This window comes from Nostoc sp., from assembly GCF_036917975.1.
Classification (GTDB): Bacteria; Cyanobacteriota; Cyanobacteriia; order Cyanobacteriales; family Nostocaceae; genus Nostoc.
In genome coordinates, this window is record NZ_JBALEJ010000048.1 from 12517 (window position 1) to 38089 (window position 25573).

General features: G+C 42.0%; 23 protein-coding genes and 3 pseudogenes. 11 read left to right on the top strand and 15 right to left on the bottom strand.

Annotated features, from left to right (window positions below; translation table 11 throughout):
• The first annotated feature begins 36 nt into the window (after positions 1–36).
• The gene (locus V7K76_RS20920; protein WP_334778959.1) at positions 37–375 is read left to right on the top strand and encodes a hypothetical protein; all 339 of its coding nucleotides are present in this window, start codon (positions 37–39) and stop codon (positions 373–375) included.
• 307 nt (positions 376–682) lie between these two features.
• Here the strand turns inward: V7K76_RS20920 and V7K76_RS20925 are convergent.
• The 4 genes and pseudogenes from V7K76_RS20925 to typA form a co-directional block, all read right to left on the bottom strand.
• A pseudogene (locus tag V7K76_RS20925) lies at positions 683–850 on the bottom strand (DUF3370 family protein); the annotation flags it as partial.
• 661 nt (positions 851–1511) lie between these two features.
• Positions 1512–2732, bottom strand: a complete 1221-nt coding sequence (gene chlP, locus V7K76_RS20930; RefSeq protein WP_334778960.1) for a geranylgeranyl reductase — start codon at positions 2730–2732, stop codon at positions 1512–1514.
• A 75-nt stretch (positions 2733–2807) separates the two neighbouring features.
• Positions 2808–2999 carry a hypothetical protein gene (locus tag V7K76_RS20935; protein WP_334778961.1) on the bottom strand — a complete coding sequence of 64 codons (192 nt, stop codon included), beginning with the start codon at positions 2997–2999 and terminating at the stop codon, positions 2808–2810.
• Positions 3000–3280: 281 nt separating this feature from the next.
• Positions 3281–5071, bottom strand: a complete 1791-nt coding sequence (gene typA, locus V7K76_RS20940) for a translational GTPase TypA (protein WP_334778962.1) — start codon at positions 5069–5071, stop codon at positions 3281–3283.
• A gap of 281 nt (positions 5072–5352) precedes the next feature.
• On the opposite strand from typA, the gene V7K76_RS20945 reads away from it, so the two are divergent.
• A complete protein-coding gene (locus V7K76_RS20945) occupies positions 5353–5763 on the top strand; it encodes a hypothetical protein (RefSeq protein WP_334778963.1) in 411 nt (136 codons plus the stop codon).
• A 138-nt stretch (positions 5764–5901) separates the two neighbouring features.
• Here the strand turns inward: V7K76_RS20945 and V7K76_RS34645 are convergent.
• Positions 5902–6264: pseudogene (locus V7K76_RS34645) on the bottom strand (DUF4351 domain-containing protein); the annotation flags it as partial.
• Positions 6265–6506: 242 nt separating this feature from the next.
• Complete coding sequence (locus V7K76_RS20955; protein ID WP_334778965.1) at positions 6507–7610, bottom strand: septal ring lytic transglycosylase RlpA family protein; 1104 nt, start codon at positions 7608–7610, stop codon at positions 6507–6509.
• Between the two features lie 901 nt (positions 7611–8511).
• On the opposite strand from V7K76_RS20955, the gene glsA reads away from it, so the two are divergent.
• From glsA to V7K76_RS20990, 7 genes are all read left to right on the top strand, one after another.
• The gene (glsA, locus tag V7K76_RS20960) at positions 8512–9495 is read left to right on the top strand and encodes a glutaminase A (protein ID WP_334778966.1); all 984 of its coding nucleotides are present in this window, start codon (positions 8512–8514) and stop codon (positions 9493–9495) included.
• Positions 9496–10044: 549 nt separating this feature from the next.
• Positions 10045–10374: an RNA recognition motif domain-containing protein gene (locus V7K76_RS20965; RefSeq protein ID WP_334696741.1), complete on the top strand. Its 330-nt coding sequence runs from the start codon at positions 10045–10047 to the stop codon at positions 10372–10374.
• Between the two features lie 226 nt (positions 10375–10600).
• Positions 10601–10789, top strand: coding sequence for a 30S ribosomal protein S21 (rpsU, locus tag V7K76_RS20970; RefSeq protein ID WP_012407716.1), 189 nt, complete (start codon positions 10601–10603; stop codon positions 10787–10789).
• Between the two features lie 262 nt (positions 10790–11051).
• Entirely contained in the window at positions 11052–12812 is a 1761-nt protein-coding gene (locus tag V7K76_RS20975; protein WP_334778969.1) for a serine/threonine protein kinase, read from the top strand.
• A 484-nt stretch (positions 12813–13296) separates the two neighbouring features.
• Positions 13297–13860: a pentapeptide repeat-containing protein gene (locus V7K76_RS20980; RefSeq protein WP_334778970.1), complete on the top strand. Its 564-nt coding sequence runs from the start codon at positions 13297–13299 to the stop codon at positions 13858–13860.
• A 279-nt stretch (positions 13861–14139) separates the two neighbouring features.
• On the top strand, positions 14140–15324 hold the full coding sequence (locus tag V7K76_RS20985; RefSeq protein ID WP_334778971.1) for a M20 family metallopeptidase: 1185 nt from the start codon (positions 14140–14142) through the stop codon (positions 15322–15324).
• On the top strand, positions 15321–15518 hold the full coding sequence (locus V7K76_RS20990; RefSeq protein WP_334778972.1) for a hypothetical protein: 198 nt from the start codon (positions 15321–15323) through the stop codon (positions 15516–15518). Before V7K76_RS20985 ends, V7K76_RS20990 begins: the two co-directional genes overlap by 4 nt.
• Before the next feature lie 148 nt (positions 15519–15666).
• Here the strand turns inward: V7K76_RS20990 and V7K76_RS20995 are convergent, their stop codons facing one another.
• The 4 genes from V7K76_RS20995 to V7K76_RS21010 form a co-directional block, all read right to left on the bottom strand.
• Positions 15667–16716, bottom strand: a complete 1050-nt coding sequence (locus V7K76_RS20995) for a hemerythrin domain-containing protein (protein WP_334778973.1) — start codon at positions 16714–16716, stop codon at positions 15667–15669.
• Between the two features lie 264 nt (positions 16717–16980).
• Positions 16981–18444: an ABC transporter substrate-binding protein gene (locus V7K76_RS21000; RefSeq protein WP_334778974.1), complete on the bottom strand. Its 1464-nt coding sequence runs from the start codon at positions 18442–18444 to the stop codon at positions 16981–16983.
• Between the two features lie 72 nt (positions 18445–18516).
• Positions 18517–19887, bottom strand: a complete 1371-nt coding sequence (locus V7K76_RS21005) for a serine/threonine-protein kinase (protein ID WP_334778975.1) — start codon at positions 19885–19887, stop codon at positions 18517–18519.
• Positions 19888–20105: 218 nt separating this feature from the next.
• Positions 20106–20240 (bottom strand): hypothetical protein, encoded by a 135-nt coding sequence (locus V7K76_RS21010; protein ID WP_335029998.1) that lies wholly within the window; start codon positions 20238–20240, stop codon positions 20106–20108.
• 179 nt (positions 20241–20419) lie between these two features.
• Here V7K76_RS21010 and V7K76_RS21015 point away from each other — a divergent pair, with 179 nt between their 5' ends.
• Entirely contained in the window at positions 20420–20899 is a 480-nt protein-coding gene (locus tag V7K76_RS21015; protein ID WP_334778976.1) for a hypothetical protein, read from the top strand.
• A gap of 473 nt (positions 20900–21372) precedes the next feature.
• Here V7K76_RS21015 and V7K76_RS21020 read toward each other — a convergent pair whose 3' ends face one another.
• The 4 genes and pseudogenes from V7K76_RS21020 to V7K76_RS21035 all read right to left on the bottom strand — a co-directional run bounded on the left by V7K76_RS21020 (position 21373) and on the right by V7K76_RS21035 (position 24169).
• On the bottom strand, positions 21373–21750 hold the full coding sequence (locus V7K76_RS21020; protein WP_334778977.1) for a VOC family protein: 378 nt from the start codon (positions 21748–21750) through the stop codon (positions 21373–21375).
• 106 nt (positions 21751–21856) lie between these two features.
• Positions 21857–22061: pseudogene (locus V7K76_RS21025) on the bottom strand (helix-hairpin-helix domain-containing protein); the annotation flags it as partial.
• A gap of 86 nt (positions 22062–22147) precedes the next feature.
• Positions 22148–22903 (bottom strand): phosphocholine cytidylyltransferase family protein, encoded by a 756-nt coding sequence (locus V7K76_RS21030; protein ID WP_334778978.1) that lies wholly within the window; start codon positions 22901–22903, stop codon positions 22148–22150.
• Between the two features lie 93 nt (positions 22904–22996).
• Positions 22997–24169, bottom strand: a complete 1173-nt coding sequence (locus tag V7K76_RS21035; RefSeq protein ID WP_334779006.1) for an RNA-guided endonuclease InsQ/TnpB family protein — start codon at positions 24167–24169, stop codon at positions 22997–22999.
• 93 nt (positions 24170–24262) lie between these two features.
• Here V7K76_RS21035 and V7K76_RS21040 point away from each other — a divergent pair, with 93 nt between their 5' ends.
• Positions 24263–24415 carry a hypothetical protein gene (locus V7K76_RS21040; RefSeq protein WP_334778979.1) on the top strand — a complete coding sequence of 51 codons (153 nt, stop codon included), beginning with the start codon at positions 24263–24265 and terminating at the stop codon, positions 24413–24415.
• A 165-nt stretch (positions 24416–24580) separates the two neighbouring features.
• Here V7K76_RS21040 and V7K76_RS21045 read toward each other — a convergent pair whose 3' ends face one another.
• A complete protein-coding gene (locus tag V7K76_RS21045) occupies positions 24581–25294 on the bottom strand; it encodes a 2OG-Fe(II) oxygenase (protein ID WP_334778980.1) in 714 nt (237 codons plus the stop codon).
• Positions 25295–25573: the final 279 nt, after the last annotated feature.

Sequence of the window (25573 nt, forward strand, 5' to 3'; positions counted from 1 at the left end):
GGACAATGTTGAGACGTTAAACACGCGGACATAAAAATGTGGCAACAGATGGAAGCTCGTTATCTGCCTTGGCGAAAATATGGAGATTTGAAATACCTTAACAAAGGCGGACTCTGGCAAGACAAACAACACATCTACTGTTCGCCGTTCTACTACATTGATTACACTTTGGCTCTGTGTTGCGCGTTGCAGTTTTGGGTCAAAGCAGAAGAAGATTATGAAAAGACGCTAGCAGAGTATATTGCGTTATGCGATCGCGGCGGTTCTGCGTCCTTTCGAGAATTAGTGCGCTCGGCAAATCTCATTTGTCCATTTGAACCTGGCGCACTTACTCAAGTCGTTGAAAAAGTACGTTCCTCTTTGAAAGTAGGCTAATTGAAAAATAAGAATGTTGAGTTTTAGTACTTATGATATCTTCTCAAGAATCTGATTACTCATCTGAATTTGGTTTTTTCCTATATTAACGTGAGTTCGACGGAACTAAAAAATAGCAGGAGGTAGTGCAGGCAAATCTTTTGGGTAAATATCAATCGAAGGTTTTTTAGGCAAATAGGTATAAGCCAATACGGTTCAGTTAGCGCCAAAAACCCCTCAGATGCGTAGGTTGGGTGGAGGAACGAAACCCAACATTTTCGCGGGTAGGTTGGGTTTCACTTCGTTCCACCCAACCTACGATTATCCTTAACTTGACAAAAGGTGCATCAGGTTGACTAACATAACTAGCTGCTTGCAAGATATTGACAGTTGCAGGGCGATCGCTGGGATTGTAAACAATCACTCCCAAATAAAGAGTCCGCACATCATTTGGCGTCTCAATCGCTCTAGCAATATGGTGAGAAAATAAATCAAAGCTCACCACCTGATCTGTCTCAGATAAAAATGCAGAAAGCCACTCGATCAAAAGAGAGCGATCGCTTTCAGTTGCCAATCTGAGATATCCTCTGGCCGTTGAGACTCTTTGCACTGCCGTTAATTGGTAAATTTTCATTACCACCGACCGTTGATAGAATTGTTCTGTCAGCCTTTGCCAAGTCTGCGAGAATATTTCTACCTCATTAGCCAGTCCCATGCTTCCTGGCAGTTGCTCTTGACGTAAATCTTGAGCAATCAACCGCAAGGCATCCATATTCTGGGCTTTGGATAGTATCAATTTTTGAGGTGGGGTGCGGATAGCAACAGCCAGAATCTCACTACTTGTTTGGACAATTGCTAAATAAGGTTTACCCAGATAACGTTCTGGGTTATGCAACAAGGTATGCAAAATACTGAGTAAAACATTATTTTCTACCTGATGCTGGAGTAAGTAAGCCTGAGTGCAGTGCCAGAATTCCTGAATGTTGTCGAATCGATTTAGTTGCATGATTAGCCTTCCTCACTAACCATTACTATCAAATGATAAAAATATATTGTGGGGTGGGCATCTTGCCCGCCCTGATTAATCAGCGTGCAAGATATCCACCCCACAAAATTAAGTAATTTATTTGTTGCAAGTCCCAGTCCTTTGCCCTCAATTAAGGTGCAAGGGCATTACCCCGAATTAGACTACCAATAGTTTTGGCAGTAATCTTCAATTGGGTGATGGGATTAGCTGGGACAACCGTTTTATACAGATAGCTATCGAATGTTAGCCGTTGTACATCGAGGTCATCACACATTTCCACAAACGCCTCGCGGGTGGCGTTAGAACGATAGAATACGGTTTGCAGAATGTCCAACACCTTGTAAGTGAGTCCATATCTTTTATCCCAACGCTTCAGGTAAACCTTCAGGTCGCCTTCTGTAGGAATCCGGCTACCACCATTAGATGTTTCCACAATGGTTTCGGCACACATCCGCCCAGATTTAGCGGCAAAATAAATACCTTCACCAGAAGACTTAGTAACATAACCAGCAGCATCTCCCACCAAAGCGATGCGACCGACAACACGACGGGGACGGGGATGTTCAGGAATGGGGTGGGCTTCGACTTTGATGATTTTACCGCCTGCTAGCTTCTCGGATGCACGGGCGCGGATACCAGCTTGTAACTGTTTGATGCTTGCTTTATTAATATGCATCGTGCCAGTACCGACAGCTACGTGGTCATATTTGGGGAAAACCCAAGCGTAGAAATCGGTAGAAACGTCATCACCGACATACATTTCGGCGAGGTCGTTATAGTAGGCCATTTTGTCTTCGGGTAAGCGAATTCGCTCTTGGAAAGCGATCGCATAATTGTAATCCCCAGCGTCCATTTCTTTAGCAACGCGAGAATTAGCCCCGTCTGCCCCAATAATTAAATCCACTTTCAGAGTTTTGGCAATACCCTGTGATATCCCTTCTGTATGGTCAATGTAATGGATGGTATAGGGATCAGTATTGTTTCCTGGTATATCGAGTTTATGAACAGTGGCATTAATTAAATTTGCGCCTAGTTTTGCCGCGCGATCGCGCAAAAAGCCATCTAGCACTTCCCGGCGGCACATTCCTATATATTCATCTTCATTTACCAAATTGATATCAACCTCGCGATTGGAAGGCGAAATCATTTTCATCTTCCGTACCCGGCGATCGATAATCTCTGGTGGTAAGTCAAATTCACTCACCATACACAGGGGAATTGCACCCCCACAAGGCTTTGCATTGTCCAGCTTCCGCTCAAACAGGTAGGTTTCAATCCCAGAGGCTGCCAGCGTTTCTGCGGCAGATGAACCAGCAGGGCCTGACCCAATAACAGCAACCCGTAGTGTCAAAGGTCTTTCTCCCAAATCTTCACATTTACCCAGAGCATACTACCACGGTCTTTCGGGTGATTTGACGTTTTCCCTTCAGGTTTCTGCACAAATGCAATATTCCTTAATGTTTCGATACGAAAACCAGATGGGGGATGGATCGCATTTACCACTGGGAATCAATACTGTTCGGTTAAGGCAAGAGACGCGATGAATCGGCGTCTCTACAATAATCAGTCTTTTGTAGAGACGCCGATTTATCGCGTCTTTGAGATTTATAATTTTCATCAAAAAACCTTAACCGAACGGTATTGCACTGGGAATGATCACAAACAGATTCACCACAGCCACTCACTAAAGACGCGATTAATCGCGTCGAGATTCATACTTGTTAGCTATCCATTTTGGGAGCATCCCAAATGTGCAAGTTATATCAAACTCAAGTTACAAATTGTCATTGCGTACTCTTTCGGGTTCTCCGAAGGAGTACGCAATGACAAACATGTTCTTGCAAAATTGGGATGCTCACTCCATTTTTCTCCACCCTCTACAAATCATTATTGATTTACTTAGCGTTTCGCCAATTTCTTCGACATCTTCCGCAGACGAATCGATTGGGGTGTAACTTCCACCAATTCATCGGGGCCAATGTATTCCAAAGCACGCTCTAGGCTCATGTCTATCGGTGCTTGCAACTGAACTAATTCATCACCACCAGCAGCGCGGTGGTTGGTTAACTGCTTGGTTTTACAGATATTCAGTTCCAAATCTTGGGAACGATTGTGTTCTCCCACAATCATACCTCTGTAAACCTTTGTGCCGGGAGTAATAAAGAATGCTCCTCTATCTTCGGCATTTCTCATGGCATAGAAGGTAGAAACGCCTTCTTCAAAGGAGATTAAAACGCCTTTGTTACGAGCTTCAATGTCACCACTAATCTGACGGTAGTCTAAGAAGCTGTGGTTCATGATACCTTCACCACGAGTCATCCGCATGAATTCACCCCGGAAACCAATCAAACCACGGGCGGGAATGACAAACTCTAACTGGGTGCGATCGCCACTACCTGGCTGCATATCTTGCATTTCGCCTTTGCGTTGTCCGAGGCGTTCAATACAGCTACCCACACCATCAGCAGGAACGTCTAACACCAAGAGTTCAAAAGGTTCGCAAGGTTGACCGTTGATTTCGCGGTAAATTACCTGTGGCTGAGATACCTGAAACTCGAAGCCTTCGCGGCGCATGGTTTCAATTAAGATACCCAGGTGAAGTTCACCACGACCGGAAACGAGGAATTTATCGGGAGAATCGGTTTCTTCGACACGCAAAGCAACGTTGGTTTCGAGTTCGCGGAATAGGCGATCGCGTATTTGTCTTGATGTCACCAACTTACCTTCTTGACCAGCAAAGGGTGAATCATTCACCCAGAAGGCCATTTGCAAGGTTGGTTCATCTACTTTAATTAGTGGTAAAGCTTGCGGATCATTGGGGTCAGTAATCGTTTCCCCAATATAAGCATCAGCGAAACCAGCCACCGCCACAATATAACCTGCGGTTGCTTCTTCCATCTCTACGCGTTTCAGTCCATCAAATCCCATCAATTTAGTAATTTTACCCTTGACAATAGTGCCATCTTCTGTTACCAAGGCTGCTTGTTGTCCTGAGCGGATAGTACCGTTGTGAATTCTGCCAATTACAATCCGTCCCAGATATTCAGAATAATCTAGGGTTGTAACTTGCAATTGCAGAGGTTTAGTGCTGTCACCTACTGGTGGTGGAACGTGTTGCAGAATCGCGTTAAACAGGGGTTGCATATCTACCGATTCTGCTTCCAAGCTTTCTTTGGCGAAACCTGCCATACCGGAGGCAAACAGATAGGTAAAATCACACTGGTCTTCATCTGCCCCTAATTCCAAGAACAGATCCAATACTTTATCAACAGCAACGTGGGGGTCAGTTTGACCACGATCAATTTTGTTGATGATAACGATGGGGCGCAGCCCTTTTTCTAAGGCTTTTTTGAGAACAAAGCGGGTTTGGGGCATGGGGCCTTCATTGGCATCGACAATCAGAAGACAGCCGTCAACCATGCCGAGTACGCGTTCAACTTCGCCACCAAAGTCAGCGTGTCCAGGAGTGTCAACAATATTAATTAGTGTTTCTTTGTAGCGAACTGCTGTATTTTTAGACAGGATAGTAATACCCCGTTCCCGTTCTAGGGCGTTGGAGTCCATAACGCAATCCGGAACGTCTTCGCCTTCGCGGAAAATGCCGGATTGTTTGAGGAGTGCATCAACCAAGGTGGTTTTGCCGTGGTCAACGTGGGCGATAATGGCGACGTTGCGAATTGGGAGCGTCATAGAAGCTTTTGGTGAACTCTAGAGGGTGTTTATAAGATTTACATTTGAATGCTAGGCTGTTTTAACAGAATTGGGGATGATCGGCAAACTCTGTAAAGAACCTTTAATAATTCTAGCGTAATCGTCACAATTGAGGTGAGTTTTGTAAACCCGACAATGAGGATGTGTGGTAATTACGGCATTGCTGGGATAAAAAAGCTTCTGTTAGAAACAGGTGTTGCTGTGGTAGATTTTTAACAGTGTTGTCAGCTCGCCTCATCTCCTCAATATCTATCCACACTATGAATATCGACCGATTGCAGGAACTTAAGCAAAAACTGACGAATGAAGCAGACTTGTCCAATATCTGGTTATTTTATATGGATCATTTTGCGGATCATTCAGAATTTACTGAACTGGGTGAGCCTGCCTATAATGAATACCTAGATAATGTCCTCCACAAAACTTGTGAGCAAATGTTTGAGAGGGCAATAAAGATTACTGGCTTTTTCCTGATCTACATTGCACAGTACCGTTTATTTCATGGGCCTTTCCAAGTTGAAGGACGTATTGGGGGTGTGATTTATTTCGAGGATATAAAAGTTGGGTTACTTGCCGTATCGATAGATTATCCTACTAGCGATGCGGTTAAGTATTCGCGTTTTTCTGAGATTATTTCACTGTCGGCATCTAACCACAACGATCGCAATTGAGATAAGCACAACTTATATGTGTTTCCAAAAAGTGCGATCGCTGTAGGTTAACTATCCGATCAAATAATTACGAATTACGTAGCTTGCTTCTTGCCTTCTCTACGAGACGCTACGCGAATGACGAGTATTACGAATTATTTAATCTTTCTGATTGGATTGAGCTAAAGAGATATTTCCTAAGTAGTTTACTAGATCGCTTTGACTGGAGAAATCTAACAGCGCCTCAGCTAAGTCTTCTAATTGAGCGATGGATAATGTGCGAATCTGCTGTTCTATCTCTGGTTCAATTGCACTAAACCGACGTGTCAAAAGACGCAAAATCAGCTATAGCGCCTCCTGTTTCTTTCCTCGTTCTTCTCCCTGTTGCAATCCTTTTTGCAGAATGTCTTGGTAAATCACAGATTCTTGCATAATTTCCTGTCTGAAAAGCTGTGTAATCAAACTTTTGTCAAACCGCAAACCAGCTAAAACCTGTACACAAGCTGATATATTTTGTCGCTGTCAGATGCAAGTAACCATCTGGCAAAGTCACCAGGGTATTTTTCGGCAAGGTATTTGCAGGTATTATCGTAACTCAAGGGCGTAGATTTGATATGTTGTGGTCTAATTGCATATTTGGGTATGCAATGATGAAAAACTCCACCCATAGGGGAATGGAGTTTTTCGCCGCTTTCGATAAAATTAAAAAGGTAGGTTGAGTTTCCTTACATAGTGATTAACTTTCTTCCCTATTCCCTACTCGATTATTTCCCTAAGACTTCGATATGTACTTGTGCCACCCCGCTACCCATCATTCCCAAAATTCGAGCCGCGCCAGCTGACAAGTCTATAACTCGCCCGCGAACGTATGGGCCTCGGTCATTAATCCGTACCACTACAGAACGACCATTCCTGGTATTGGTTACACGAACTTGTGTACCAAAGGGTAAGCTACGATGGGCGGCAGTCATCTCCTCTGGATTGAACCTCTGACCGCTAGCGGTACGATTACCAGAGCCATCATAGCCGTAATAGGAAGCCATACCTCCGAAAGAGATTCGCACTCCGCCGACGGAAATCTCTCGTGGCAATTTCGGTATTGATATTGGTAAATTCGCAATTTCTTTTAAGGGAGATGCATTGCCTAATAGTCTGCGTAGGCGATTGGTTGCTTGCAATGCATCTTGCGCTAGATTGTTGGTGGTACCTGCTAATCGCGTACCTTCATTGATTTCGACCAATTCTTCGCCATTAATCTTGATGACATAGCGATCGCCATTTTGCTGGACAGGGGCGCTTTTGTTTTGCGCTTGATTAGCAACTGTAGATTTTTCCCCCGCTTTCCAACTTACAGTAATCTTGCTACCGTCCACGTTTTCCCGATTCAACTGATTGATTTTAGCGGCTATTATACTAGCTATCTGAACCGGGTCATTGTCAACAGAACTAATCTGGTTGCTCACAGCCATTGCGTTCTCAGCACTCACTGCTTTTGATGAGTTGTTAGCAATAAGGGCGTACGATTGTACGCCCCCAGTATTTCCAACTTCACCAACTTTTTTACTTTCAAGATCCGTATTTGATACAGAACTCAAAAATGTGAGAACAGGTATATTTTTGATAAAAAGGGTTGCCGCCTTACGTCCTCCAACGTTGTGAGGATGGATTTCTGTGATCACAGCATCCAAAGTTTGCTTTCCTGCTGTTGATTGATACTCTCCCACCTTCACCGCATCAGTGATAGGAGCGATAGGTGATTTTTGGGATGCTAGCGCATTCCCCCTAGTGGTTTGAGTACAACCGACTGAGGGTATACCCAAAACAGTCATAAACAGGGCAACAATAGTCCACAAATGTCTTTGATTCATGCGTCCGTTTTTAAAGCGTCTGTAGAACTTAAAAGTTTTATAATTTGCGGGATTTATTACTTTGTAAAAGTAACTTCCCTTCTGAAAAACTCGAACTCGTTCCGCTTTCACTTTTTATTTATAACTGCAACAGACTAACATGAACCTTTCGACTTGGGGATCAGGGTTTTAGCGTAATTATTGGCCACTTTTTCAAATTTCAATTCTCATTTTGAGGGTGAAACCTTTCTCAAATGAGGACTTTGGCTATGTAACGCTTTTTTCGACAAGTCAAAAATTTATTAAAAAAACTTTACCCTCTTTGCACCCGAAAGTGACGATACCCCATTCACATTGGTTCTAAAGGCTCGTAACTATTCGTGTATTTTAGATCACATGTATTTTTGCTATTTTCTATAAGAAGATAATATACCTTTAATTAAATGGCATCGGCATAAATACTCAAAATCACTTATTTAATGAAATATTTAGATTTCTCTATGAACAGGACGTGATATGAGTTACATCTAGGATATTTATGCAAATCAGTTTGAGTTTCATCTCTTTTTTCAAAGTTTGTTCTACGTACATTAATCACGACTTTGATTTTCCATAACTAGATTAAAATAAGTAATATATCTAACATCCAATAACAGTATTACTGAGTATAAAATAAAAGAAGATACTCAACTTAATATTTTTTGTGATTAATCATAAAAAAATTAGGAAATCTTTGCGATCGCCTGCATAACATATTTAAAAAGTATCAAAAAGTACAATACCTCTTTTATACCCTCAGTAATTGCTCAAGTATGATTTTTGAGAGCAAGCTGTTTTTGCCAAAATCTTTGCAATTGTAGGGATATGCGGCTGTAGAACCCTATTATATATAGTGAATATTTTGGGAAATGCTATCAGCCTGATGACAAACCAAGCACATCAAGGGGATTTAGAAATAGAACTATCGCCATTATTAGTTGTTCTTAAGGAATTGCACTCACAGTACAAGTCAGTACAGGAGGGTGCAGTAGCGAAATACATTCCCGAACTGGCAAAGGCAAACCCGGACTTGTTCAGCATTTGCATTGTCACAGTAGATGGTCAGGTTTATAAAGTTGGAGACTACGAGCAACTTTTTACCATTCAGTCAATTTCCAAGGTATTTGCTTATGGACTGGCCTTAGAAGATCATGGACTAGATTACGTTTTGACTAGAGTTGGTGTAGAACCGACGGGGGATGCATTTAACGCGATTATTTTGGATGAGCAATCGAAGCGACCTTATAATCCAATGGTAAATGCTGGGGCGATCGCAACCACCAGCTTAATCAAAGGTTCCGGCCCCACCGAACGCCTCAACCGAATGCTAGATATGTTTCGGCGATATATTGGCCGCGACGTGTTTGTTGACATTTCAGTTTTTACCTCAGAACGTAGTACCGGGCATCGTAACCGTGCAATGGCCCATCTAATGCTCAACTTTGGCATGATTGACCGGAACATAGAAGAGGCGCTGGATCTTTATTTTCAGCAGTGTGCTGTGATGGTAAATTGCCAAGACTTAGCCGTGATGGCAGCTACCCTGGCTAACAGAGGTATTAACCCTATCACCAAAGAACGGGCGGTAGATAAGCGTTATATCAAAGATATTCTCAGTGTGATGTATACCTGTGGAATGTACAACTTTGCAGGTGAGTGGGCTTATAAAATTGGTATTCCAGCGAAAAGTGGTATTTGTGGTGGGATTATTGCCGTTGTACCCAATAAGATGGGCATTGGCGTTTTTTCGCCACTGCTGGATGTGCGTGGTAATAGTGTGCGAGGGGTAAAGGTGTGTGAAGAACTTTCCCAACGCTTAGGTTTACATCTATTTGATTGTTCAGGTCAAGAGGCGAAATTTGATTGAACTGGGGATTGGGGATTGGGGATTGGGGACTGGGGATTGGGGATTGGGGATTGGGGACTGGGGACTGGGGACTGGGGATTGGGGACTGGGGATTGGGGATTGGGGATTGGGGATTCTTAATTTTGAATTTTGAATTTTGAATTTTGAATTGTTATATATATTTGTTGCCTGACTTTGCCTTTCATATTAAAATCTTGGAGTAATGCTTCATGGTTAAATGCAGTCAAACATTCAATTCGGATATTAAAGATGTGCCCCTGTATGTCTGATTTCCTATATCACCCTACAGAATTTATCTTCCATTTCCAACCCGATTTTGTGGTGGACTATACTTAGGGTCAGTGGGGCAAGCGATCGCACCTACGCGATCGCATCACTAATTAACTATCTACTGGATGCAGAGAGTTGGCTCGTATGTCATCCTATGATTAGGAGAATTAATTTAGTGATGTCTTTGGTTTTAGTATTGAAAGGCTTTTTCCTTTTAGTATTTACAGACTTCTCAGAGAAATTAAAATCTCTACACAGTGATGATTTTGGAGAGAATCGATGTCAATTTATGTAGGTAACCTCTCTTATGACGTTACACAAGAAGATTTAAGTGGTATTTTTGCAGAATATGGGACTGTAAAACGAGTTCAAGTACCTACTGACCGTGAAACAGGTCGTCCGCGAGGCTTTGCTTTTGTGGAAATGGGAACTGAAGCTGAAGAAGCCGCTGCCATTGAAGCCCTTGATGGTGCTGAGTGGATGGGTCGTGACCTGAAAGTAAATAAGGCTAAACCCAAGGAAGACAGAGGTGATAGAGGTTCCTTTGGTGGCGGTAACAGAGGAGGAGGATACGGCGGCGGCGGTGGCGGACGTGGCGGACGCTACTAACTTTGGAAACAAAAAAATTTACCTAAAGTCTTAAGGTCAGACAAGGAGTCTGTCTTTTTTTTGTAATGTTACCAAAGCAGTGCTGAGTGCCCAGAAACAAGTGCTTGTCATTATTTCAATAATTCGACAAGTTCTGTAACTATCCCCTAGATTTATGTATGGGGTTACTCAGCACTCCTGAATGTCCCCATAGCCATTGATGAAGTCAACTTAGTTAGGAGAAATAATGACCCAAGTAATTGTAGGTGACAATGAACACATTGAGTCAGCCTTACGACGATTTAAGCGAGAAGTTTCCAAGGCTGGAATTTTTCCAGACATGAGAAAGCATCGTCATTTTGAAACACCCCTAGAAAAACGCAAGCGCAAAGAAGTTGCCAAGCACAGACAAAGTAAGAGAAGTTTTCGTAATTAAGGGCTGAGATACAGCAGAATTCAGGAGTCAGAATTCAGGAGTCAGAATTCAGGAGTCAGAATTCAGAATGGGCTAACAGAAGTAAAACAGGCTTTATACCTTGCTTTGAGACTTAGCTTTTGTAATTCAACTTCTTGGAAATCTGCTGTAAATATAAGCGAATGCCCTCATAAAATCTATGAGGGTTTTCCTTTTGGCTATTTTAAAATCAGGAAACCTCAAGAAACGCTAAAATCAAGTCAGCCTTTGTATTGTAGCGGTTGTGTCCCACATCACTCAGAGTGCGGTTCACTGCATAAATCCTGATTGTCAACGTCCTTATCCTCAGCCTTGGGGAAACAAATTTTGCAACAGCTGTGGCGCACCGCTAGAGTTGTTAGACCGCTATGTTCCGCTTCAGGCATTGGGATCGGGAGGATTTGCTCAAATCTACACAGTTTGGGATGAAAAAACTCAAACTGAGAAAGTACTAAAAGTGTTGGTAGAAGATTCGCCAAAGGCACTGGAATTATTTACCCAAGAGGCGGCGGTTTTATCTAGCTTGCAGCATCCGGGTGTCCCCACAGTTGATGCCGATGGGTATTTTAACGTCAGCCTGTTTAATCCCAAACCGCACCAATTGCCTTGTTTGGTAATGGAAAAAATCAATGGGCGGACTTTAGAGGAGATATTAAAAAAATTTCCCCAAGGATGTCCAGAGGATTTGGTTTTAAATTGGTTTGCCCAATCTCTACAAATTTTACAAGAATTACACAAACGTCAGATTATTCACCGAGATATTAAACCTTCTAATTTAATGCTGGGAACATCTTCGCCATCTGTAACCCAGTCTCAAGGGTCAACAGAAGGCGATCGCTTGGTACTAATTGATTTTGGGGGAGCAAAACAATTTACCCCCTCTAAACTGCGTTCTCAGTCTAGTTCCACCCGCTTATTTTCTTCTGGTTACAGTCCACCAGAACAAGTAACTGGAGGTATTGTTGGGCCAGGTGCCGATTTTTATGCCCTTGGTCGAACGGTGATTGAACTATTAACAGGCAAATACCCGCTAGAGTTAGAAGATCAGCAAACGGGGAAATTACGCTGGCGAACTGGGGTGAATGTCAACCCCCAATTGGCAGATTTGTTGGATGAGATGGTACAGGAAGATGTGCGATCGCGTCCGGCAAATGCAGCTATAATTCAAAAACGTTTGGCGAAGATTTCTCAACCATTACCGCCACCAGGGTTGTTTGCCCAACTGCGAAACAAGATTAAGCAAACCTCAACCCAAGTTTCCCAGAGATTTACACAGCTAACACAAGCTATTGAGCAAATTTTGGCTAATTTTAGCCAAGCTGTCACCAAAACCATTATTTTTATTGCTCAGACAATCATCAAAATTTTCCGAGCTTGTTTGGCGACGATTTGGGCAATGATCTTGAGTAGTATCGGCGCTGGTTTTGGTGCGATCGCTGGTTTTATTTTGGCCTATCACACCAGCTTAGGGCGTCAATTTGTGGAATCTATTTCGAGTCAGCTAAACCAATTAGTGCCAAATACTCAACCCGTCTTCGGCGCAGATATTTTGGTGTTCGTTGCCGCAGGCTGGGGAACCGCTTGGGGACTAACAGTATCGGGGTGTTTTGGTCAACGGCGGCGGTTTTTAGTAGCATCCCTAATGGGCATGATTAGCTATGGCTTTGGTTGGTTGATTTTGCAATTAATCACCCCAAAAGATAGCGGCGAGGGCTTAGTGGCAGTGATTTTAGTAGCAGCTAGCTTACTCACCTTGGGCTTAGGACTTCGCAGCCATCATGTAGTGTACGCGGTGTTCTCGGCCTTTGGAAGTGCGATCGCCTATGCCGTTTTGATTCTTTTGAAGTTAGCACCTCCCATCTTCCAATTTACTAGTCAACCAGCCTGGTCAGACTTATACTCGCCTCTGATTTTTTTTGGTTCTGTGGGCTTCTTTATCAGCTTATGGTTAGGAGCAAGTTACTACCTAATTGTCCCCGGATTGCGCCTTTTGGGATGGCGTTGAAGTGAAGGGAGCAGGGGAAGCAGGGGGAGCAGGGGAAGCAGGGGGAGCAGGGGAAGCAGGGGGAGCAGGGGAAGCAGGGGGAGCAGGGGAAGCAGGGGGAGCAGGGGAAGCAGGGGGAGCAAGGGAGCAAGGGAGCAAGGGAGAAGAGTTTTGTCTCCACCCCCCGCCCCTCTGCCTCTTTTCAATCCCCAGTCCCCAATCCCCAGTCCCCAATCCCCAAAAACAAGATCCCCCTAGTCGTGTTTTTCATCGAGCTAGGGGGATCACATATGTGGTAGTCTATAATTGGTTCGGTATAGTTCCTTACGAATCGATTCTATAGCCTATATTTCAGTTTGAGTAGTATTACCATTAGAATTTATAGTATTTTTACAGCTTCTTAATGAATGCTTCATCCCTGTTCTTCCTTAGAGAAGCGGTATATGTAAGTATGACAGTATGCTGTATGCGTAATTTGTCATTTTTGTAAATATCAGTAAAAAATATGAAACTTAAGATTGTTGCTACCGTCGCCCTGTTAGCTTGTTTTGGGTTTGCAGAGCAGGCCGTTGCACTAAATCAGCTAGATTTGGATCAGTTGAAGGCAACAACTGCCTGTCCCCGATGTAATTTGAGTGGTGCTGACCTAACTCAACTGAATCTAACTGGAGCAGATTTGCGCGGGGCTGACTTGAGTCGCGCTACATTATCTCAAGCTAATCTCACTAATGCCGATCTCACTGGTGCAAATTTAGAAGGTGCGATTCTGAATAAGGCGAATCTCAGCGGTGCTTCTTTAACAGGAGCAAATTTGAAATCAGCATCCCTGGAAAATGCCGATCTGTCTTTTGCCGGTTTCATTAGCGCCAATTTAGAAGCAGCAAACTTAAAAGATGCCAAATTAGAGTTTACTAATTTTCGGGGGGCTAACTTTCGACTAACAACTCTGGCTAATGGTGTCGTCACCTCCGATATGATTTATGACTGGTCGTCAGAGCGTCAAAAGACCAGAGAATGTAATCGGTTCAAACCCGAAAATACTTTAGGCACAACCTGTTATTCAAAATAGGTTGGGGACTGGGGACTGGGGACTGGGGATTGGGGACTGGGGATTGGAATAGACATCTCCGAAAATAAATGTAGAGACGTAGCACTGCTACGTCTCTACAAGGATTCGGGATAACGCATACTTAATTTCTGGAGATGTCTAATACTTATTATTTCTCCCTCATCCCCCTCATCCTCCCCCACCCCTTTGCTTGCTATCAACTATCCTTGTATAGCAAAAGCATTTTGTTTGTTAACAATTCTTTATCATGGGAAAAAAGCCTATAGATTAATTAAATCCATGCTTACCCATATTAAAGACTTAGCTGCAAAACTAGCGCCTCGCTTAATTGAAATTCGCCGCCACATCCACTCTCACCCAGAACTTAGCGGTCAGGAGTATCAAACAGCAGCCTTCGTAGCTGGTGTTTTGTCTTCCAGTGGTCTGCACGTACAAGAGGGAGTTGGCAAAACTGGTGTCGTTGCAGAACTCCAAGGCACTAGCCAAAATGGCCGTTTATTGGCAATTCGCAGTGATATGGATGCCTTACCCATTCAAGAGGGGACTAATTTGGAATATGCCTCTTGTGCAGATGGTGTTATGCACGCTTGTGGTCACGATGTCCACACCACTGTGGGCTTAGGAACGGCAATGGTGCTGTCCCAATTGGCTGAGGAATTGGGTGGGAAAGTGCGGTTTTTATTTCAGCCAGCTGAAGAAATTGCCCAAGGGGCAAGCTGGATGGTGAAAGATGGGGCGATGGAAAATGTCTCGGCTGTATTAGGGGTTCATGTTTTCCCTTCTATACCCGCAGGATCTATTGGGGTGCGTTACGGGGCTTTGACGGCCGCTGCTGATGATTTAGAGATTTTGATTATGGGAGAATCTGGACACGGGGCGCGTCCCCATGAGGCGATTGATGCGATTTGGATTGCTTGTCAAGTTATTACTGCACTGCAACAAGCCATCAGCCGGACACAAAATCCTTTGCGTCCTGTAGTATTGAGCATCGGGAAGATAAATGGTGGTAGAGCGCCGAATATAATTGCCGATAAAGTGCAGTTATTGGGAACCGTGCGATCGCTCCATCCTGAAACCCGTGCCCATCTCCCAAACTGGATTGAAAATATTGTATCTAATGTTTGCCATACCTACGGAGCAAACTATCAAGTTAATTATCGCCAAGGTGTACCCAGCGTCCAAAATGATTATAATTTGACGCAATTGTTACAATCAGCCGCCGAAGAAGCTTGGAGTAGCGATCGCGTTCAAGTCTTACCCGAACCCTCCCTTGGTGCTGAAGATTTTTCGATGTATTTGGAACACGCCCCTGGTTCCATGTTTCGCTTGGGTGTAGGCTACAAAGAAAGAATCATTAATCACCCATTACACCATCCCCAATTTGAAGTTGATGAATCAGCAATTATCACCGGGGTTGTAACTATGGCTTATGCCGCTTATAAATACTGTCGGCAAAATTTATGAAGAGTGCTGAGTTCCGAGTGCTGAGTGCTGAGGTAAACAAAAACTGCCAGCGCTTATCTGCTGGCATTTTAAAACCTCGTTTCCAGCCTCTGGCTGGAAATGCTGATCCTGGCGGCTCTGCCGCCAGTAAGGGAGGCGGCAGCCCCAACGACGGGCATTCCCAGTCGGAGACTGGGAACGAGGCAAATGTGTAAATAAAAACTGCCAGCGCTTATCTGCTGGCAGTTTTTATTTAACTAACCTTTTTTAGGGACTATTAGCACCAATGACTAACTCGGCGGGCGGCTATCCCGGACAACCCTTGAAGGTATGGGATTCCCGCCGATTTTCGTTGAAAGCATCCTACTTCGATTCGGTAACAACACCAAGTTTTTGTTGAATTCTAGTCTTAGCGGCTTTGAATTCAGTAGCAAGTTGTTCGCTTTGCTCAGTACTCAAGTTGTTGCGAATGGCAGCAAACAGTGTGGTTTCTTCTTGACGAATATGATCGCCGAGAGCAGCCAATAGCTGTTTGACTTTTTCTTTGAATTGCGGTGAAGATGGGCTAAGAGCCTTAATTTCCTCTAACGCTAGCTTGGCATGAGCTTGTTCATCAAACAATTCTTGGGTGTTATCTTGACCGTAGAAAGGACGTACTCTGGGGTAGACTACTTCCTCTTCGGCTTCAGCGTGGGCACTTAGATCCTTGTAAATTTGACCGAAGTACTCTTGGATCTTCTGAGGATCGTTGCTTTGCAGTAGTTCGGTGAATAGGGTATTTACCTTGTTGTGATCGAGGCGGATGACATCTTGGATATTCAGATCCTTTTTGTCGCTGGCTTGGGTGACAGCACTACCTACCACACCACTGACTGCGGCCAAAGCGTCTTGAACACGTGCCCAAATTCCTTGATCTGCGTCTTGTCCAGTGAGTTCGCGGACACCCAGAATTTCTAGAATACCTTTGAGTTGCTCTTGGTGAGCGCGGTTTTCAAAGTTAATGGTATTCAAAGGTGCGATCGCTAGCAACACATCAGCGCCAACTTTTTGAGCAGCTTTGTGAACTATCAAGCCAGTGATTACTAATTGATGTTTCAGTAATTCATGCTGAGATACTTTTTCATACAGGCTCAACTCAGAACCTTTGAACAATTCACGAGCTTTTTCAATGAATTGTGTAACAGTTTTCTTGGGTTCAGCTTGAATACCATATTGAACAATTACGGTTTCTAAAACACCAAGGTTTTTTTGATCGTCATTGATAAAATTTCGGATGCGATCGGCAATTTCGGCATCAAGTCCTTGCGTTAAAAGCGATTGTTCGTTTTCTATGACCAACTGTTGGAGAGCTTTCAGACTTGCAAGTTTTACAGCAATTGCATTGCGTTTCGTATCATCTAATGTAGCTACCATTCGTGTTCTCCTCGGCAAGAGTGTTCATAATTCTTAACTAATATAAGCTTGACATAGGGGTTAGGTATATTGCCTCTTTCTTTTGAGCGATCGCACTCACAACTATGGGTAGAGAAACGAAAGTTTTCGTTATAGAGAAATAGAAGCGATCGCTTCTATTTTTTATCGCTATCAAATCAAGCAATTTAGTATTACATTCAAATTAAACAGATTACTTATTTTGGCTCAATCTATATCTTTAGAATGAAAATTAACGTTAAAAAACTACTTCTTATTCAAGAGGGCAAAATCGTAACCAGTTCCACTAGAGCAAGACTCACAACGCTCAACTTTGACTAGCATTGCTTCTCCTTGACGCTCCCCGGAGGCTGAAAACTTAATCATTCCGGTTGCTCCAGATGTTGAAAAATTGGGATTAGACAATACCCTTTGTAATCCTTCGCGGGTACTGTCTTGTTTTAAGCCAGCAATAATTGCTTGGAGTGCATCATAAGCTCCTGCCGTTCTCTGATTTACTTGTCCATTCCAAAGCTGAAAAGCATTTTTCGCAAAGGGATTATTTTTATTAGCATCACGATGCCAATACACGGGTAAAACCATTCCTTCGAGATCCTTGCCATTTTGTAAAGTTGTTGCACTGTACATAGTTTCAGAAGCAAACAGGGGCTTTCTACCTTTAACTTCTTGTGCCACTTTGCTAGCAAAATATATATTTCTGATTGAAGGCATTAATAAAAAGCCACTTGCATTTTCTGTTTCTATGGCTTTATCTACAAAAGCTCTAGGGTCAAAATTCTTATCTGCCAAATTGCAAGGCGTACTAATAACATTGCTGCCATATTTTTTGATAGCTTGAGTGTACTGTTCTACAAGTATCTGATTTGATGAAGTGGTTGAATTATCTCTTGAGCTAGGAACATCGCCACAAATAGCAACATTTCTTGCTTGTCGAGCAATGTAGCGAGAATGAGTATCTATTAAATTATCATATAGCGGATTTACATGAAAAAAGTAGTTAGTTGGGGAACTATTCGGCTGACTATTTATGGAATTGTTATCTGATTTTTCTTGATTTTCGGCTTGATTTGGTCGCTCGATAGGAAACACTAACACCAAGCGATTCTGATTATAAACTGCGGCGTTACGTCTAACTCCTACTGCTGCCACAATGCTCTTGTCTTGAACTAATTCATTATCTAATCGGGCAAAATCTTCTCTATTTTCAGCACTTGCAATCACAATTTGCAGCTTTTTACCAGCAATTCCTCCTTGGTTATTAACTTCATTTTGAGCTTGAGCTACACCACGTAAGATTTCTTCTGATAAACTAGGATCGAAGTTAATTGATGCTATCACAGCAACTTTCAGATTGTCTGAATTATCTCGTGCAATTTTGGCATTGTTTAAATAAATTAAAGTTTCGGGGTCATTAGGATTATTTTTGAGAGAAGCAGTAAACTTTTGCACAGCAGTGGTAAAATCTTTTTCAGCAAAAGCTTTAACTCCATCTGTTTTCTCAGGATATGTTTGCACTTTCAACAAAATTCTTGTACCCAAATTCATTACTGAAGGCTTATTTCCAACCGAAGATGAAGTTTGTGTGGGGTTTGATGATGTTGTTATGATAGTAGAAGAAACTTTGCTAATTAACCATAAAATAGCTGCTACCATTACCCCAGCTAGACCTAGAGAAATAAGCAGCTTCAAATCTTCTTTTTTATTTTTCATGAATAATTACCCAAATTCTACAAAATTTATGTGAAATCAAGAGATTTATGACAATTGAGGCAGACCAAAAGTTTAAAAATATTTAGAAATAACTTTATTGATTATTTCAGACACACCGATAATAATAACTGTCAATAAACCTGTCAGAATAACTAGCAATCCTACAAGTAGTAGTCCATTGACACCAGTTTTGAAAAGATTATTGATTAGGAGATTTCTAAAAATCAAGACAACGAGTAAATTTGCTATTATAGAAATAATAGTTAAATAAGTTTTTTCTACAAGTGGGCGAGATTGAATAAAGACTAATCCTCCTAAAATTAGTAACCACAATCCAGAGCTAATCCAAGTAGTTCCGAGGAAACTTATAAGTGCGATCACTAAAAATGAACTACCCGATCCAGCAATTATTGATCCAAACAATAATTTAATATTAGAAAATTGCGGTAGATATCGAATTGATTTATGTTGATTTTGTGGTTGCGATCCTGATGGCAAAGTCGGTGGAATAACTGTAGTAGCTAATATATACTTTAGCGGTGGCAACTTCTTTAAGTCTTCTAAGACAGCCTGTGCAGATTGATAACGCTGCTCATGATTTTCTTGTAGTGACTTATCAATAATTATCCCTAATTCCTGACTTATGGGTTGCGTTAAATGCTGTCGCCAATTAGAAGTCCAACCATACCCTTGTTTCACCCACAAACTCGAAGGAGAAATATTAGTCAGCAGATGAAAGCAAGTTATTCCTAAACTATAAATATCACTGGATGGAAAAACTTTTCCCGCCTGCATTTGCTCAATCGGTGCATAACCTAATGAACCAATAATTGTTCCTATTGCAGTATTTGTAGCTTCCGTATTTTGCTTTGCCACCCCAAAATCAATTAATACTAGCTTTCGATCATTTTGACGGCGAATAATATTTTCTGGTTTAATATCTCGGTGAATTACCTGCTGTTGATGTATGTCTACCAGCACAGATAATAAATCATTTAAAAAATCTCGAATTTTAGCTTCATCAAAAACTCCCTGCTGTTTTAACTCTTGTAACAGATTTTGTCCTTCGATAAACTGCTGCACTAAATACAGATATTCAGCTTCCTTAAAATATGCATACAAATTGGGAACTTGGAGATGTTCTCCTAGTTCTTTGAGACGTTTGGCCTCTTTTTCAAACAACTCAGTCGCTTTTTTATGTGCCTGACTACCCTGACTGCCATAAAATTGACTTAGAACGAGTTGCTTAACAACACATCTTTCATTGAGTTTATCTATATCTTCTGCGATATATGTGCGTGCAAACCCTCCTCTCCCCAATGGCGTGATAATTCGGTAACGATTTCTTAGTAGCGATACCAACTCTGTGCCACAACGGAGGCAGAATTTTGCCTCGTCAGGATTTTGGGGATTCTCACAATTAGGATTTAGGCAGCAGACCATATAATTATCGCTGTCATTTTATTCGTTTTTAGAAATATACCTTAACTAGAGGCGTTGCATTGTAAAGTCTCTACATAGGCAATGGCGATCGCTAGTACAAGAAGGCAAAAGTAAAAAGAAAGAATGCTTATTTTGTAAGCTTTCTGGCTATTTAAAATAGATGGTTTATTTCCGCCATACTGTGCTATAAATAATTTTTATGAGATACTCACCCCATTCTAGCCAGTAAAAACAAGGCTAGGCGATCGCTTCCCTTTGATCCCAAACACGAAATCACAAGAAAAACGCCGAACGGCACGGAAGCCACTTGACAACAGATGCGTGGAGGAAGTGCCAACGGTGGTTTTAATCACTGTCAATATCAACCGTGATATCGGTCTTCCTAAGACTTTAGGCTAGAATCCCCATGCATTTAGGCTAGGGGTGTTGACAGGAAATTTCTGATTTTTGGCTCATGTCACCGCAAGGATTCAGGTTTTATAATTAAAGTTAAAGGGCTTAGAGCATTAAGCAATAAATGAGGTTAAAGGCTGTGAATAAAATAGTTGTTGCTGCAATATTCAGCTTAATCGCTGGCTCAACATCTTTACTTTTTACCCAAGCCGCTAAAGCTGATCCTATTGTTTCCTGTTATCCTGTTACTTACAACAGGGTTCTCAAAGAATCGGCGGCGGATCATCCCCATGCTTATGCAGATGGTTATCGAGAAGGAGAACAAACCGCTCGCAATAGAGTTGCTTATAAACCTCGGACTGTGGGAGGTGAATTTGCCCGTGGTTTTGAGGATGGGTACTTTAATCTACCTTATACTGGTCAAGAGACTGTTGTACCGAAAACAATTGTACAACATACTGCTCAGGTTTGTAACGAAGATGGTTATTATACCGCAGCACCTCCTTACCCTTACGCCTACAACCCCTATGTCATCTACGGGCCGCCCTATCCTACTTTTGGCATCAACTTCGGATTTGGAGGAGGATTCCACAGATGGGGTCACTATGGAAGATGGTAGAGAGTGGTGAATTTCGTCGGAGAAAGTTTCTGGGCGCGAGGATACTTTGTATTCACCCACGCAAGGGACAAGGGAAAAATTCGAGAAACAATTAATGTTGTCCCCAGTTTATCCATAGTAGATATAGTTTTAGCGATTGCAGTAAAAACTATATAGCTTGGCATAAAACCCTGGTGAATTGAAGCATATCGCTTATATACTGCGATCGCTGCCAGAGGAACGAAGTACGGGGCATGAAAACTCAGAGTTGGGGGTTCTACCCAGTAATAGACATTTTTGTGTCGCCACTGTGGGTAGGTAAAACTCTGACACTACAAAGGATTGAACATTTTTGTACTTGTTCAACTGTGCAAAGCGGCATCTCGTGCAGTTTAAATAAAGCTCAGTTAATGTCCGACGGGATATCGGGATTCGCTGAGAAGCCCACACTGTACGTAAGCGTCAGTGTGGGAGTATTCACGTGTAAATCCAGGTTAAGACTGCGGATTTTGCCGAAGCCCCAACAAGTTTCCGTCAACATCCTTGAAGACAGACAGCTGAACTCCGTGACCGACATCTGTAATTGGCCCAACTTCAACTCCTTTTTCAATAAGGCTTTGACGAGCAGCAGCTAGATTGTTTACAACAAAGGTACTGACAGCACTACCTGGTTCAACTGAGTTAGTTAAGTTCAATCCAATTGCAAGATTCCCAATATCAGGGATACTCAACTGTCTCCAACTAGGCGTGTCATATTTTTCTTCAGGAATTAATCCGAGCTTAGACTTGTACCACTCGACACTAGCTTCCAGATTGGTAACGTCTACTTTACTGACAAAACTATATTCTCCAAAGGTGTTTTTCAATGTCATAATCTACTCTGTCCTAATCCAAAACTTTTTCAGTATAGATATTATCAACTTTTTTAATGGCTAAAACAACTGTAAGTCAATTGACAAGCAGTAGTTTGATTACCTACTCAATCAGTTGGCTCTGTGGTAGGTAACAATGACCATCTTCGGGGGCAACACTATGGCAGTGGATAATTTCCACACGGTAACGAAATTCGGAGTCAGGGGCAATTCCGATATTCCGTGCAAATCTTGTCAGCAGTTAGGAAACCAATACCATAGATGTCGGCTGCCAACTGGTAAGGGTTATGGGTTACTGTAGCGATCGCTCGCTTTATCCTTAATTGTCATTACGAGCGCAGTGATAACGGAACGAAGTAATCACATAATCCCGTGGTTAAAGCGATTGCTTGTCTACTCAGACATTTTCTGCGACTTCTATTTTAGGTAAAATCTCATTTTGGGCACGTTGAATATCCTGGGGAAAATCGATTTCTAGCCAAGGTAATCCCGTGATATCTTCATAGCCAAATTCTTCTGGAGTTTCTAACAATAGATCCCGAATTACTTCTTCATAAGGTTCATCATGCCGTCCGTCTGCAACATACTTTTCTGTGCGATTAGCAAGACGTTGAGCAGCAGCACTTCCAAACCGAAAGAATCCCACTGACTCGCCAATCAAATCATAAACCAAACCAAGAGCTACTTGTTTGCGAAACTCCACTAGATAATTATCTTTAACACAAAGTTTTACGGGTTCATCTCCCGGTTCAAAATCCCGATCTAGTAAGAAGCTATTGGGGATATTTGTCTTTACCAGTCGTTCGATGATGCGGCGATCGCACAACACATCTGCATCCATCAATAATATCTCATCGCCAGCAGCTAAATGCTGACGTACAGTCCAAAGGCTGATCACACTGCCTTTAGTATAATCAGGATTATAAACTGTACTGACCCAATTTTCGGCTCCTAATGCTTTGATTTCATCCTGAATTCTTTGTGCTTGATAACCCACAGTAATTACCACTTGGTTAATCTGGTAATGACGGAGATAGTTCAAATGGCGCTCTAGTAGAGATTTGCCGTTAAATTTCAGTAAGCATTTGGGTTGGATTTGCCCGTCTTTACCTAAGCGTCGTCCAACGCCAGCAGCTAATATAATTGCCTTCATCCTCAAGTCACCAACAAAGCTATTACACCAGGAAATGTGACATACTCCACACACTCCCCTTTCAGGGTGAGTGTGGGCTTCTCAACGACTCTTCTATGAAGACATTAATTGAGCTTTGAGGGCGTGTGTCCCACGCGCCTTTATGTTAAGAGATGCGTTCAAATCACGGCACAAACTGACTTTACAATTAGGGCAGTTGTGCGTTCTTTGAGATAACAGCTTTTTAACTTTATGACCACAACTAGAACACTCTTGGCTAGTACCATTTGGGTTTACAGCTATTACTTTTAAACCAGCATTCTCGGCTTTATTTGAAAGTATTGCTATAAACTGTCCCCAACCAGCATCATTTATACTTTTAGCCAGTCGTGTTTTAGTGAGTCCTTTGATATTCAATTTTTCCACAGCTACGACATCATACTTGTCAAGTAGTGATTTGGCTGTTTTAAAGTGAAAATCTTTGCGAGTATCCACAACTTTTTTATGCTTGACACCCAATTGTTTGATTGCTTTTCTACGTCTGTTAGAACCTTTCTTTCTTCTAGAAACTCTGCGCTGTGCCGACTTAAGAGTGCGTTCAGCCTTGCGGAGGTGTTTTGGTGCAGCAATTCTGGTATTGTCAGAGGCAATATAAAAATCTATCAGCCCAACATCAATTCCTACAATATTGTTAGCGTCAAAATCAGGTTTAACAGTTGGAACTGTTTTGTAATCAAGGCTTAAGGTGACATAATAGCCATCTGCTTTTTTTGTAACAGATACAGTCTTGATATCAAACCCGTCAGGTATTGGACGATGAACAATCACCTTAACATCCCCGATCTTTGAGAGCGTTATCCTATTGTTGACAAAATGATGTCTCTTAAATTGGGAATATGTAAATGTTTTGTATTGCCCTTTACCCTTAAATCTAGGTCTACCAGATTTTTTGCCGTTAGCATCACCCTTTAACCATCGGTCAAAAGCTATCTCAACTTTTTTAGGAACTTCCTGTAGTACTTGAGAGTGAATATCTTTGTACCAAGGTCTGTCTATTTTGAGTTGAACTAGAGAGGCTTTTTGATTGTAATAGTTGGGTTGCTCTTTTAATTCTGGTAAATGACAAATCAATGAGCATCTGTCCCTTGGACATCGGTTCATCTCGTACCAATCGAATCTTTGAGCAAGCAGATAGTTATACTGATACCTCAGCATTTCAATCGTTTTATCAATTTTTTCGGATTGCTCTTTATTTGGCTTAATCTTATATTGGTACGAAATTTTCATTTTGCCCTTTGTTGTTTTTCGACCTGAATACAGGATAACATAATATGTATCCATTGTGTAACCAAAATGAAAAACAAACAATTAAGGTTAAGAATGTCAGAACGTAGGTTTAATAAGCTTCAAAATTATGCCATTTACGCAGACAAAACCATGACTCAGGTGATTGATGAACTCATTGATTCGTTGCCAAACACAGAAAATGGCAATTCCTTATCGACCTACAACCAATTCAATCCGCAGGATTGAATTGGTTGTAGGTCAATTCGTCATTGCCCAAAAATTCATCTCACACTCCTAAGAGTGAGTGTGAGGCTTCTTTTTGTTTCAGCTAAAAATTTTCCCAGTATTTTATAATGACTGTTTTTTGCTCAAGACAATATTTGTTAATTAATTCTTAACATGGAAGAAACACTAAGTGCGAAACACTTGGCGAAACCCGAAATAAGCGATCGCATCTTTCATATTTGAGACAAAACGTTTTAGCATACCCATACGGGTGTCGGTGACGTACTCCAAAGTCAAGACAATACGCTGTTCATTGTCACCCAAAGGAGTAACTCTGTGGTAAAGTTTATCACCATTGAATAAGACTAGAGTACCAGGACTTAAGGAGAGCGATCGCTTTTGCGTTTCCCGTTCAGGAATATCCTTATAGAGTTGATATTCCAGCTTACTGGATGAATTATCAACTAAACCAAGCAACACTGTATAGCGTTTCCCGCGATAATAAGAGGTATCGTAATGATACTGAATATGATCTCCTGGCTCAGTGTAATAGTACAGCGCGTAACTATGGGGATCGGCATCAGGACAGGGAAGGAGTTTTTCTGTCGTAATTTGGTTGAGGAAGTCAAAAAAGGCACTGAGTTGATAAAACTCTCCGAAAATTGGAGCTAGGCTATCTAAACTATAGCGGCTGATACTACCGCCCTTTTTATGATTGGGAATATAGTTGCGGTTGATAGCAGGTTGCAAAGACGGTAACAGCGCCAAGAACTGCTCAATGATGGAGTTTGGGATAAAGTTCTCAATCACCAACAATTCATTCTGTGCTTGAAACTCAGCTTGAAGTTTCTGGTAATCAACAGCTGCTATTGCTTTATCAATTTCAGTTTGAAGCTCCATCGATCATTTGATATTAATACAAGCTTGCAAAAACAAACATACCATTCTCTCTCAGGACTTACGCACGGACTAAGGGACTTCCAAAAAATATCCAATTAACTCTTGTGGGGTGGGCAACATGAGCGCCCAGTCCATAAGGCGCTCATGTTGCCCACCCCACAATATTAGACATCTCCGAAAAAGAATGTAGAGACGTAGCACTGCTACGTCTCTACAAGGTTTCTGGGTAACGCATATTTAATTTCTGGAGATGTCTATTGGGTAATTTATTTCTTGGAG

Coding starts and splice junctions, on each gene's coding strand:
- V7K76_RS20920 (WP_334778959.1), top strand. CDS start 37: ATGTGGCAACAGATGGAAGCTCGTTATCTGCCTTGGCGAAAATATGGA.
- V7K76_RS20935 (WP_334778961.1), bottom strand. CDS start 2,999: ATGAAAATTATAAATCTCAAAGACGCGATAAATCGGCGTCTCTACAAA.
- typA (WP_334778962.1), bottom strand. CDS start 5,071: ATGACGCTCCCAATTCGCAACGTCGCCATTATCGCCCACGTTGACCAC.
- V7K76_RS20945 (WP_334778963.1), top strand. CDS start 5,353: ATGAATATCGACCGATTGCAGGAACTTAAGCAAAAACTGACGAATGAA.
- V7K76_RS20955 (WP_334778965.1), bottom strand. CDS start 7,610: ATGAATCAAAGACATTTGTGGACTATTGTTGCCCTGTTTATGACTGTT.
- glsA (WP_334778966.1), top strand. CDS start 8,512: ATGACAAACCAAGCACATCAAGGGGATTTAGAAATAGAACTATCGCCA.
- V7K76_RS20965 (WP_334696741.1), top strand. CDS start 10,045: ATGTCAATTTATGTAGGTAACCTCTCTTATGACGTTACACAAGAAGAT.
- rpsU (WP_012407716.1), top strand. CDS start 10,601: ATGACCCAAGTAATTGTAGGTGACAATGAACACATTGAGTCAGCCTTA.
- V7K76_RS20980 (WP_334778970.1), top strand. CDS start 13,297: ATGAAACTTAAGATTGTTGCTACCGTCGCCCTGTTAGCTTGTTTTGGG.
- V7K76_RS20985 (WP_334778971.1), top strand. CDS start 14,140: ATGCTTACCCATATTAAAGACTTAGCTGCAAAACTAGCGCCTCGCTTA.
- V7K76_RS20990 (WP_334778972.1), top strand. CDS start 15,321: ATGAAGAGTGCTGAGTTCCGAGTGCTGAGTGCTGAGGTAAACAAAAAC.
- V7K76_RS20995 (WP_334778973.1), bottom strand. CDS start 16,716: ATGGTAGCTACATTAGATGATACGAAACGCAATGCAATTGCTGTAAAA.
- V7K76_RS21000 (WP_334778974.1), bottom strand. CDS start 18,444: ATGAAAAATAAAAAAGAAGATTTGAAGCTGCTTATTTCTCTAGGTCTA.
- V7K76_RS21005 (WP_334778975.1), bottom strand. CDS start 19,887: ATGGTCTGCTGCCTAAATCCTAATTGTGAGAATCCCCAAAATCCTGAC.
- V7K76_RS21020 (WP_334778977.1), bottom strand. CDS start 21,750: ATGACATTGAAAAACACCTTTGGAGAATATAGTTTTGTCAGTAAAGTA.
- V7K76_RS21030 (WP_334778978.1), bottom strand. CDS start 22,903: ATGAAGGCAATTATATTAGCTGCTGGCGTTGGACGACGCTTAGGTAAA.
- V7K76_RS21035 (WP_334779006.1), bottom strand. CDS start 24,169: ATGAAAATTTCGTACCAATATAAGATTAAGCCAAATAAAGAGCAATCC.
- V7K76_RS21040 (WP_334778979.1), top strand. CDS start 24,263: ATGTCAGAACGTAGGTTTAATAAGCTTCAAAATTATGCCATTTACGCA.
- V7K76_RS21045 (WP_334778980.1), bottom strand. CDS start 25,294: ATGGAGCTTCAAACTGAAATTGATAAAGCAATAGCAGCTGTTGATTAC.